The organism is Psychrobacillus antarcticus (assembly GCF_029533155.1).
Taxonomy (GTDB): domain Bacteria; phylum Bacillota; class Bacilli; order Bacillales_A; family Planococcaceae; genus Psychrobacillus; species Psychrobacillus antarcticus.
Map to the genome: position 1 here is coordinate 81268 of NZ_JAIZDB010000001.1, position 10789 is coordinate 92056.

Below are 10789 nucleotides of genomic sequence, written 5' to 3' on the forward strand. Positions count from 1 at the left end.
GTTTAGTATAACATGTTCATTAATTAGAGCCAGAATTTGCTGATGCTACACTAGTCGCTGCGATAGTCGAAATCATAATCGCTTGTTGTGCTTGTAATATAAGCTCTAGGGAAGTGGCCATGGAAATTGCGGCAGTTGCATAGGCTTCCTTTGAGGATCTTAAAGACAATCCAAAAGCAATTGGGAGGGCTGAGTCTTTATACCATGAAAATAATTTCATATTAGCAATGGATTCATAGGATGCTACAACCTCGTTTAATTGTTCTTCTTCTAATTTTAATGCTGCCATAAATCCTATAATCGGGTATTGTGCTTGAGATGTTTTTATTTTAACGCTTTTTAATCCATTACGAATAATTACTGCTCTACTCACCATATTTTCTTCATATACTGGGTTAGAATACGTAAGAACTTGCGACATCCACTGTAGTTCATTTCCTGTGTAAAATTTATGTTGCTTTAATTCTTTGTAATAGCGATTCATCGTTTCAGCTCGAACAGCTGTATCGCCTTCCATTTTGCCGAGAAACATGGCATATGGATAATCATCCGTAGAAGTTAAAAAGCGATGATGTCCCTTCATATCATCCATCAATTTATGTGCCATTTTCATTTCAAATGGCCATTGATCTTTTTGATCCGACATCATAAGTGCTGCTAAATACGTATAGCTATTCATTTTAAAACCAAACTGTTTTAAAGCATCAGCTTTTTCCATTAACAGATTTACTGCTTGTTCTGAGTCTACTCCGGAAACATCTAAAGTTGCAACAAAAAGAGGGTGTAAATGGGAGCGTAAAGCAGAAAAGATTCCTGCTCTTTTTTTCAAATGGGTAGCGATTTCTTGATATCGAGTTTCATCGAATTCCTTCTCCAACGTTACATAATACCCTGCAAGAGATAATGTTATGCGTTTATCAACCGTCCAACCTACTGTTTTTTTCAGTGCATTAAATGTTTGTTCTAATTTTTGTTCAACGACCATGTAAATCACTCCTTTCTATTTTATACGGTATTACTCTAAATTAGTTTCAACTTTTGGTATAATTAATGCAACAAGAAAAGTAGGTGTCTATATGCGGATTAATAAATTTCTAAGTGAAGCAGGGATCATTTCTAGACGCGGTGCCGACAAATGGATTACGGATGGTAGAGTAATGATTAACGGAAAAAAGGCAGAACTCGGTAGTAAAGTAGAAGCTGGGGACGATGTTCACGTAGACGGTCAGCAAATTGTCGTTGAACAGCCACTCGTTTATCTAGTATTAAATAAACCTGTAGGTATTACTAGTACTACAGAAACTCATGTAAAAGGTAATATCGTTGATTTTGTTAACCATCCACTACGTATTTTCCATATTGGTCGTTTAGATAAAGATTCCGATGGTTTAATACTTCTGACAAATGACGGCGATATTGTAAATGAAATTCTTCGTGCAGAAAATAGCCACGATAAAGAATATATAGTGACAGTCAACGAGAAAATCACCGATACATTTATAGAAAAGATGGCTGCTGGGGTAAACATACTTGGTACAACAACTTTGCCATGTAAAGTAAAAAAGATTGGACCAAAAACGTTCAACATTGTCTTAACACAAGGCTTAAATCGTCAAATCCGTAGAATGTGTTCAGCATTAGATTTTTCAGTGAAAAGACTACAACGAATACGAATCATGAACATATCTATTGAAGGTCTTCCTATAGGGGAATGGAGAGAACTTATACCTACTGAAAAAGCAGAACTATTTCGTACGCTTAACTATTCACCCAAACGGTAATAGTACATCAGAAGAATACGGTAAATTTCTATACTTTGAAAAAAGCAGTTCCATTCATAATGGAACTGCTTTTTTCATATATTATGTGTTTCCAGCTACTCGTTTTTCGAGTGGTTGGAATAATTTCTTTTTATCGACATTCGGACGAATAACTTCTAATTGCTCTAGTGCAAGTTTTGCGCCATAATCCATTCCTTGGCACCCAGCTAGTAACAGTAAATCCCCATTTACAACATCATGTAAACTGCGTTTTATCGCTTCCGGTAACTCCTCGTAAAGTTGAACTTCGATACCTGCCTCTTCCATAACTTCCATGAACACTGCAAGCTCACTCTTCGAAACAACATCTTTTTGAGTCACATGGGAACGACTTAATGTAGCAATTACTTCATGTATACCAAGCTTTGGTGCCCATTTAGCAATTGTTTCTGCATTTTCTCTGTTCACTGTTACACCACGATCTCCACGAATAGCATAAACAAGCTTGATGCGTTTATAGTCCATCTTTTCCAAAGTACCTAGCGTAATGTCTATATTCCCGCTATTTGCAAAGTGGTCATCAATAATTTTAAAATCATCTTCAAAAATAATTTCAAAACGACGTTCTACCCCTACAAACTCTGCCAAACTCTTTTGGATAGTAGTTACTGGTATTTCACATAACAGTCCAATGACAATACTGACCATTGAGTTATATACAGAGTGGAAACCAGGAGTAGAAAGTTCAACTGTAAACTTTTGCTGGGGGATAACAAGATCCTGTGTCACTAAATCTTGTTGAATTTCCACTGTGAATTTTGCTCGACCAGTTGATAAGTCTAAATTTGTACAAATAACATCTGCCGATTGCTCTTCCACGCCAATGGTGATAACCTTTGCTTTTGTTTTATTCACAAGGGAGGCTGAATATGAATCATCTAAGTTTAAAATGGCAACTTTATCAGCACTAGCATTACGAATTAAACTAGATTTATGATGAAAATAGTTTTCAAAAGAGGAATGCAAGTCAATATGCTCACGACTAATATTATTTAGTGTGACGATATCAAAGTCTACGCAACCTATACGATTTAATTCCAAAGCGGAAGAGGATACTTCCATCGTTGCATGGCTTACCTTTTCATCCACCATTTGCGCATAAAATCGTTGTAAATCTAGAGATTCAGGTGTTGTTAGTTCAGAAGGCTCTGCATAATCACCAATCTTCACAACAACAGTTCCCATAAGCCCCGTTTTCAAGCCATGGTTTTCTAAAATGGCATTGGTCATAAACGAAGTAGATGTCTTTCCGTTTGTCGCGGTGATCCCAATCGTTTTCAACTTCTGAGTAGGATGATTATAGAAAGCGTCGGCAAGTGTAGCAAGCGCCACGCGTCCATTCTCTACTTTATATTGTGGTACTTCAATTTGATCGATGAAGTCTTCTACCACTAAAGCAACTGCACCATTCTCAACAGCTTGTCCTGCATATTGGTGTCCATCCGTTTTAAATCCTTTTATACACACGAACACCTGCCCTTTTTCCACTTTGCGTGAATTATAAGCAAGTCCCGTTACATCTATTGGTCCAGCATTTTTAGTTTCTAAAACAGGTATATGCTTCATTAAATTTATAATTTCCATCAAAAGGCCACCTTTTATAGTAAATCTTCTCCATCAGTTTACCTCAATTACGATAAGAATTAAACTCTTATACGGTGTTTTGTTGTTAAGTAGCAGAATTCTTCTTTAAAAAACAAAAACCAAGAAGCGCTTGTCTTCTTGGTTTTTATCTAGACGGTTTTGTTATAATGTTCTTTACAAAAAGCAAGAATAATAGCTTCTTCATCCTCTTCTAAACCGAAATCTAATACTTTTCCGTTGCTTCGGTTTAAGAAATGGTATTGTACAATGCGTGCTTCTGCTTCTTCTATTACTAGAAGCACACGTAAATCTAATGAGTTATTTTCATCAAAAAGTTCATCATCTTCAGGTACTTCCATACCAAGTAAAAATTCATAGCGATCGCCTGTTATAATTCCTGTTGGATCGTTTAACTTATCAACCTCGTAGGATGTTATTTTCAAAAAGTCCACCTCCGTATATACAGTTTATCATTTTTTCTAGATAATAATCCATTTTCCACATTATTAATACAATATGCTATATAACTTTGAAATTTGTTTAGTACGATTTTTCCAATTCTAGCATCATTGCATATGCTCCTTTAGATTTGTTTGAGCATACAGCTACGATAACATTCTTATGCGGATAATAGGCTGAGTGAAAACTCACTCCAGGATCATATCCCATGACATGATATTTATAGATTTCGTTTTCTTGTTTCTCTATCCAAATTCCATACCCATAATAACTATCATTTTCCTCATGAACTTGTGGAGTCAATAGTATTGTTTTATCGTTCAATAATTTATCTTGTATAAATGCTTCCCAAAACAACACCATATCCTCGGCAGTGACAAATGCTCCACCATCTGATCCTCCCTGTACGGGAAGTGAATACATATTTGTTTTCCATGTACCGTCTTCATGATCTATATAACCAATTGCTGTTTTAGTAGGTAATGCATCTAATGCAAAATAACCGGAGTTTCTCATCCCTGCTTTGTCCATAATATTCTGTTGAACATAGTCTATGAATACCATTCCACTCACTTTTTCTACAATCAAACCTAGAACTATGTATCCCGCATTATTATAATAAAACTTCTCACCGGGTTTAAATTTTTGCTGCTCCTTTTGAAATAAAGGTAAAAAATCATGCAGTCGGCGGATATGGTACATCGGAGTCTTTATCCATAACTCTTCAAAGTCATCCATTATTTCCTCATCAAAATAATCTGGAATACCCGAAGTATGTGTTAATAGATGATGAACTGTTACACCTTCATGGAAATCTGGAAAAGAAATGTCTAATACGTCTCGTAAAAGGGTATCAAAACTCAAATTCCCTGCTTCTACAAGCTGCGCAATCGCAACCGCAGTAAATAATTTACACCCCGAAGCAATCCCAAAGCGAGTTTGCTTTTCATTCAATATAGAGTCTACACGATTAGCGTATCCAAAACTAGCCTGAAGATGCGCCGATTCATCTTGTTTCAAAAAAATAGATCCTGAAAATTGATTTTCTGTTTGAATCTTTTTTAATTGATTCGTTAAATTATCCATAACCATACACCCCTATTTTGTATATTGATCAATCCAATCGGTCACTGTGCTGTCCATTAGCGGATTTTGAAGTTTTTGCTTAAATAACACTGGGTCTATTAATTTTTCAAAATCATCACCAAACCATTGCTCCACATTCTCTCTCGTTATTACATAGGATTGGTCCGAAAAACGCATATCGACTAGTTCTAAATTTTTTATCAAAACAAAAGCTGCTGTCGCATTATATATAACCGTTTTTTCATCACCACTCGCATTGTAATTGACAACGACTGTGTGTGAGTCTGGTTCCAATTCTACTAAATCTCTATAATTGGAAAGAGGAAGATTATTAAATAGATTTGTGATATTAGAGTTATTGCCCATATACTCATTTTCGTAGGCTAGTACTTTTTTAAAGTTGTGAGTCTCGACAGAAAGTTGTTCCATATCTTCTTGCTCTACTTGTTTCTGATTATTACTAAGCACAGAAACTACTCCTAGTAATAATACAAAAGCGATGCCAACTACTAAACCGATTGTCTTTTGCAATTACTTACCCCCTGACCCTTTAAACAACTTAACCAACTCATTAATGATTAACGGCAATAAGCTAAGTCCCGCTACAATAATCCAATCCGTAGAACCTAACGATTGAACGCTAAACATTTTGGCTATTGGTCCAATGGAAACTATTAATACTTGTATAATAATCCCAACCAGCGTAGAAGCTAACAAAAATTTATTTTTGAATATACCTACCTTAAATACTGATTGGTTCATCGATCTAAAATTAAACGAATGGATTAACTGAGAAAAACTAAGTGTAATAAATGCCATTGTCTGTGCATGCATTAATACATTCTCTGGAACATCCGATGTTTCGCCATTTAAACCTATGACAAAAGCGGCAAGTGTAATTACACCGATTAACAATCCGTTCAACAATAAGAATGGTAGCATTCCATGAAAAAGTCCCTCTTTTTTTCCTCTTGGCTTCTCTTTCATCACACCCGGTTCCTCTGGATCTACACCAAGAGCCAATGCAGGAAATGTATCCGTTACTAAGTTCACCCAAAGAATATGGATGGAACGGAGTGGAGTGGGCCATCCAGCGGCAATCGCAAAAAATAGTGCAATAATTTCACCTAAATTACAGGAAATCAAAAAGATAACCGATTTTTTTATATTTTTATATATATTTCGGCCTTCCTCAACTGCTTTTACAATAGAGGCAAAGTTATCATCGGTCAATACCATGTCTGATGCACCTTTTGCTACATCGGTTCCTGTAATTCCCATTGCAACTCCAATATCAGCTTCTTTCAGTGATGGTGCATCATTGACACCATCTCCTGTCATCGAAACAGTATGACCAACAGCCTTTAAGGCTTGAACGATTTTCACCTTATGTTCAGGAGAAACTCGCGCAAAAACGTTAGTCACATTACATGCATTTTTTATATCTTCGTCCGTTAAGCTATCCAGCTCTATGCCTTCCATAACTTCCGACTCTTGCGCTGCAATACCTAACTCATGAGCAATGGCAAAGGCTGTATCTCTATGATCTCCTGTTATCATTACAGTTCGAATACCAGCTGTTTTACATACCTCAATAGATTCCTTCACTTCTAATCTTGGTGGGTCCATCATCCCAACAAACCCCACAAATATTAAATCTTCCTCTGCTCCCTCTACTCCTTCATGACCCTCCACTTGGTAGGCAGCAGCTAATACACGAAGAGCTGATTGCGACATAGTATGAGAAGCGTCCATGATTTCAGTTTGTATTTTCTCTGTTAATGGAATTATGCCTTCTTTAGTCATGATACGGTTACAGCGATTTAGTAATCGATCTATTGCGCCCTTTGTCATGCGATAATATACATTTTTGTGTATATGCACTGTGGTCATTAATTTCCGGTCCGAATCGAACGGAATCTCTTGAAGGCGTTGATACTCTTTCTCTAATTCGCTTTTATTTAATCGATTATGAGCTCCTGCAGCCACTAATGCTATTTCAGTGGGATCACCAGTTTGCGCATCTTTTGTATACGTTGCATCATTGCACAATACAAAAATTTTCATCATTCGATTATGTATATCGTTTTCTAACTGAAAATCTGTTATATCCTGTATTTGTCCATCGGCATAAAATTTTGTTACCGTCATTTTGTTTTGTGTGAGTGTTCCCGTTTTATCGGAACAAATAACGTTTACCGAACCTAATGCTTCAACAGCTGGTAGTTTTCGAATAATGACATGCTGTTTAATCATTCTCTGAACACCGATAGCAAGAACAATGGATACTATAGCTGGCATCCCTTCCGGAATAGCAGCAACCGCCAGGCTTATAGCAATCATGAACATCTCCAGGAAATCTCGACCTTGTAAAACTCCTATTAAAAACATGACAAGTGAAATGACCAAAGCTGCTATTCCTAGATATTTCCCGACCTGCGCTAGGCTTTTTTGTAGTGGCGTTTGCTCATCGACTGTCATATTTAACATGCCAGCAATTTTACCAATCTGCGTATCCATTCCTGTAGCTACAGCTATTCCTGTACCTCGTCCGACCGTTACAAGTGTTGACATAAATAACATGTTTTTCTGATCCCCAAGGGGAATATCCTGATTGTCCTTTTCTAAAAGAGCAAATGCATCTTTATCGACCGGAACTGACTCTCCGGTAAGTGCTGCTTCTTCGACCTTCAGATTGGCAGATTCAATTAGCCGTATATCACATGGAATATAAGAGCCTGCGCTTACCACAATAAAGTCTCCCGGCACCACTTCCGCTGAGTCAATTTCTTTCATTTCTCCATCTCTTTGCACAATCGCTTTAGGGGTGGCCATATTTTTAAGAGCCTCAAGTGCATCTTCTGCTTTGGACTCTTGAATAACTCCTACAACTGCGTTAATTATGACAACTAGTCCGATAATAATTGCATCCGCAATCTCTCCGACAAAAGCCGAAACCACAGCCGCAATTATTAATACATAAATGAGCACATTGTTAAGCTGAGCAAATATTCTCTCTACCCAGGTTTTCTTGCGATTAGTAGCCAATCTATTAGGACCGTATTGTTCCAATCGCTTTTGTGCTTCCTGCTCCGTAATTCCTTTATCACTTTTAAGATGAAGGTCTGTTAACACTTCTTCTGGAGATTTTTTATACCAACTCAACTATTTCACCTTCACTTTCCTACAACGATTTTCAATTTTTCATGGTAATCTTATAAGCTATTATTCCACTTAATTGGAATAATTTGTCCTATACCCTTACAATAATAATAATAGAACGATTGAAGGAGATAGACAAAATGAGTCATCTAAACAAAGAATTATATGATTTTATTATATCGAATAAATCGGCAATAACAGATGCATGGTTAGCTCAACAATCAAAAGATGATCCAACTTATACTGTATTACAAGATCATACATATTTAAGGAAAGAAAATGGAGCTCTTATAGAGGCTATTTCTTCTGTATATATCCAGGATTCATTTGAATATGTAGAATATATCAACACTCAATCCGCAGAAGTGGCAGAAAAACGAGCAAAAGAAAAATATCCTTTGTATGAAAGCATTCGCAGTTTCCGCAATGTCCGGATAGCCTATTGGATTTTTGTTCAAAAATTCATCCAGCAGTCTACCACGGTTGTTACAGGGGAAAATGTAGCTGAATGGTCAAATCTAATGAATACTGCATTTGACTACATCATAGAAAATTTCGGAAAATATCATCATGAGTATACCCTAAAACTGCTTGCTACCCAACAAGCCCTTATCACAGAGTTAAGTAGTCCAGTTATCCCTATTAAAGAAGGAATAGGAGTACTACCTTTAGTTGGAAATATTGATACAGAACGTGCTACAACTATTTTAGAATCTACGTTAGAGCAGAGTTCTGCTAAAAAGCTGACTACTATTTTTATTGATCTTTCCGCAGTACCAGTACTAGATACTACGGTTGCCCAAAAACTTCATCAGCTGCATGCTGCCCTAAAGCTTATTGGTGTAAATGCCATTTTCTCAGGCATTCGACCTGAACTTGCTCAAACGGCGATTTCGTTAGGTATTAACTTTTCCGGTATGCAATCGTATTCCACATTAATGCACGCACTTAAAGCTAATTCTTAAGTTACCCACAAGATACCCACAATTGTAACTCTTTCAAAAATACTTTCAGAGAGTTACTCACATGTGGATAACTCTAAAAAGCGACTATTATTCCACTGTGGATATAATTTGTCGCTTTCTTTTATTGAATCGCTATTTTACCTTCTCTATTTACTAGAATTTCTTTTCCATCTTCCAACACTATTTCTAATGGAGAAGTCTCACTCATTCTTCTAGAAAAATACCATTGTCTATTTGGAGGAACTAATAAAATAAATGTATCTTTTTTTCCTAGAAAGTTTAATTCTTCCGGTTCAATTTGGACATGGCCGTAAACTGGAATACCAATTTCTTTTAGCTTCTCTCCTGCTTCTTCTACAAATGGGGTAGTAATACTTACCTCACTTAGGTTTAATAATGACTCGATACTGAAGTCACTCCATTTATCTACGTTTCGTCTCGCAATTAGTTCAATCACATTACCTGCTGGATCTTCAAAATAAATCGCATCTGCTTCAAACCTAGCGTAATAGGTTTCATCTAAAGAGTTTTCTCTATTTAATAACACTCTTTCTTTTGCCCAATGCTTAGCAAGTGTAAATTGATTGCCTGGTATATTAATGGCAAAGTGGTAGGAAGTCTGTAATTCGGAAAGTCGAAAAATAAGCGTTGAAGTTCCAATAGTTAGTTGAAAATATTCATCTGTAGATTCATCAATAGGAATTTCTAAAACATTTCCATAGAAGCCCTGCAATTGTTTTAATTGATTTGTATATAGAGTTACTCTCTTAAACATATTCTCTCCTCCATTACTTTTCGTCTATCAGTTCAAAACGCTCACAAACTAGTAGCATCTCTTGTGAAAACTCTCTACCCGTTCCTTTTAACTCGTTTGTGAAAAATTCGATATGGACCTTGCGCCAATGTTCGTAGGTGCCATCTCCTTCGCCTTCTGCATAAGCAAACTCCGGTGCGACTTCGTTCATCGGCATTATTTTCACATCAGAGGTTCGAATTATACAAACCGGTTCATCCTTACTATTCAGTACAATACTATAATCATCTGTCTTTGGAAGTTGCTCATTCTCTAATTCATACAGTAGATGCAAAGAGCAAGTAGCAGATTTTACCCCATTTACAACTAGTTGAGCCAGTTCGTCGGGAATCCCACCGAACTGCCATGATGTAACTGAGAGTGGTTTTTCTTTTCCTTCCCAATAAGTATCCCAATACTTTTGTGCTAATTCATTCATCTGTAAAACCTCATTCATTTTGTTTTTCGTTAAATTCAGTATATTAGACAATTCCTTTAATTACTATTGCAATTAAGTGGATTTATTCTTATACTACACATACTAACATATTCAGATATTTGAATATGTATAAAATGGAGTGATAGTCATGTCGAATGATTTACAGCAATTTAAAGCAGATTTTTTTAAAGCTTTAGCGCATCCACTACGTATTCGAATATTGGAAGTACTCGCAGAGGGCGAGATAAGTGTCAATGATATCCAACAGATCCTCAGTAGTGAGGGATCTACCGTTTCCCAACAATTAAGTGTACTTAGAGGTAAAAATATTGTCGTTGGTCGAAAAGACGGAAAAAAAGTTTTATATTCTCTGAGAGATCCAGCTATTATCGAATTATTAAAAGTAGCCCGTGATCTTTTTAATAATCATCTTATCGATACAATTTCGATGTACGAGGAATTAGAAGGACAAAAATAAGGA

The 10789-nt window shown here is 36.4% G+C and carries 11 protein-coding genes; 3 read left to right on the top strand and 8 right to left on the bottom strand.

Annotated elements, in window-relative coordinates:
- Positions 1-19 precede the first annotated feature (19 nt).
- Positions 20-985, bottom strand: coding sequence for a DUF4003 family protein (locus LDK52_RS00475; protein WP_277583988.1), 966 nt, complete (start codon positions 983-985; stop codon positions 20-22).
- Positions 986-1076: 91 nt separating this feature from the next.
- Between LDK52_RS00475 and rluF the strand changes: the two genes are divergently transcribed.
- Entirely contained in the window at positions 1077-1781 is a 705-nt protein-coding gene (rluF, locus tag LDK52_RS00480) for a 23S rRNA pseudouridine(2604) synthase RluF (RefSeq protein WP_277583989.1), read from the top strand.
- A gap of 81 nt (positions 1782-1862) precedes the next feature.
- Here the strand turns inward: rluF and LDK52_RS00485 are convergent, their stop codons facing one another.
- The 5 genes from LDK52_RS00485 to LDK52_RS00505 all read right to left on the bottom strand — a co-directional run bounded on the left by LDK52_RS00485 (position 1863) and on the right by LDK52_RS00505 (position 8114).
- Complete coding sequence (locus LDK52_RS00485) at positions 1863-3404, bottom strand: Mur ligase family protein (RefSeq protein WP_277583990.1); 1542 nt, start codon at positions 3402-3404, stop codon at positions 1863-1865.
- Between the two features lie 149 nt (positions 3405-3553).
- On the bottom strand, positions 3554-3847 hold the full coding sequence (locus LDK52_RS00490; RefSeq protein WP_277583991.1) for a DUF6509 family protein: 294 nt from the start codon (positions 3845-3847) through the stop codon (positions 3554-3556).
- A 97-nt stretch (positions 3848-3944) separates the two neighbouring features.
- Positions 3945-4955 carry a serine hydrolase domain-containing protein gene (locus LDK52_RS00495; protein WP_407081771.1) on the bottom strand — a complete coding sequence of 337 codons (1011 nt, stop codon included), beginning with the start codon at positions 4953-4955 and terminating at the stop codon, positions 3945-3947.
- A 6-nt stretch (positions 4956-4961) separates the two neighbouring features.
- On the bottom strand, positions 4962-5480 hold the full coding sequence (locus LDK52_RS00500; protein WP_277583993.1) for a DUF4825 domain-containing protein: 519 nt from the start codon (positions 5478-5480) through the stop codon (positions 4962-4964).
- Complete coding sequence (locus LDK52_RS00505; protein WP_277583994.1) at positions 5481-8114, bottom strand: cation-translocating P-type ATPase; 2634 nt, start codon at positions 8112-8114, stop codon at positions 5481-5483.
- Between the two features lie 137 nt (positions 8115-8251).
- On the opposite strand from LDK52_RS00505, the gene LDK52_RS00510 reads away from it, so the two are divergent.
- On the top strand, positions 8252-9076 hold the full coding sequence (locus LDK52_RS00510) for an STAS domain-containing protein (RefSeq protein WP_277583995.1): 825 nt from the start codon (positions 8252-8254) through the stop codon (positions 9074-9076).
- Positions 9077-9197: 121 nt separating this feature from the next.
- On the opposite strand, the gene LDK52_RS00515 is transcribed toward LDK52_RS00510, so the two are convergent.
- Together LDK52_RS00515 and LDK52_RS00520 are read right to left on the bottom strand one after the other, a co-directional pair.
- Positions 9198-9851 (bottom strand): glyoxalase, encoded by a 654-nt coding sequence (locus LDK52_RS00515; RefSeq protein WP_277583996.1) that lies wholly within the window; start codon positions 9849-9851, stop codon positions 9198-9200.
- Positions 9852-9864: 13 nt separating this feature from the next.
- Positions 9865-10308, bottom strand: a complete 444-nt coding sequence (locus LDK52_RS00520; RefSeq protein ID WP_277583997.1) for an ASCH domain-containing protein — start codon at positions 10306-10308, stop codon at positions 9865-9867.
- A 148-nt stretch (positions 10309-10456) separates the two neighbouring features.
- Between LDK52_RS00520 and LDK52_RS00525 the strand changes: the two genes are divergently transcribed.
- Positions 10457-10786, top strand: coding sequence for an ArsR/SmtB family transcription factor (locus tag LDK52_RS00525; protein WP_277583998.1), 330 nt, complete (start codon positions 10457-10459; stop codon positions 10784-10786).
- The last annotated feature ends 3 nt before the right edge of the window (positions 10787-10789 follow it).